1 protein-coding gene is annotated in these 436 nt (G+C 70.6%); it reads left to right on the top strand.

The window, feature by feature from the left end:
• Window positions 1–341: DUF1636 domain-containing protein (locus B2X67_RS18500; RefSeq protein WP_286786407.1), on the top strand; the 341-nt coding region annotated here is incomplete at its 5' end.
• Window positions 342–436: the final 95 nt, after the last annotated feature.

Here is a 436-nt window from a genome sequence, read left to right as displayed (position 1 = left end):
CTGATGCCAGCCAGCCCGAGGCGCCGCGCAAGGGCGCGTTGTTCGCCGATCAGGTCGAGCGCCTGGCGCGGCAGCAGGAAGACGCCGGCGCCGCGCCGCTGGCGATCGCCCGCACGCGCTGCCTGATGGCCTGCCAGCGGCACTGCACGGCGCTGCTGCGCGCACCGGGCAAGATCGGCTACGTGCTCGGCGACCTCGCCGCCGACCAGGACGCTGCCGAGGCGCTGCTCGACTACGCGCGCAAGCACCAGCAATCCGATACCGGCCAGGTGCCGTTCCGCACCTGGCCCGCCGGCATCAAGGGCAAGTTCATCGCGCGCATTCCGGTGTTCGAGCAATGAGTGCCGTAGGGTGGGGATGGCAAACCGTAGGGGGATCGGGGCGCGTAGCGACGCTCTTTTCATCCACCATGACCCCGCCCGGTGGGTCGGTGAAG

This window comes from Pseudomonas sp. UBA3153 (assembly GCF_002364635.1).
Classification (GTDB): Bacteria; Pseudomonadota; Gammaproteobacteria; order Pseudomonadales; family Pseudomonadaceae; genus Pseudomonas_O; species Pseudomonas_O kuykendallii.
This window is presented reverse-complemented; position numbering and strand designations above follow the sequence as displayed.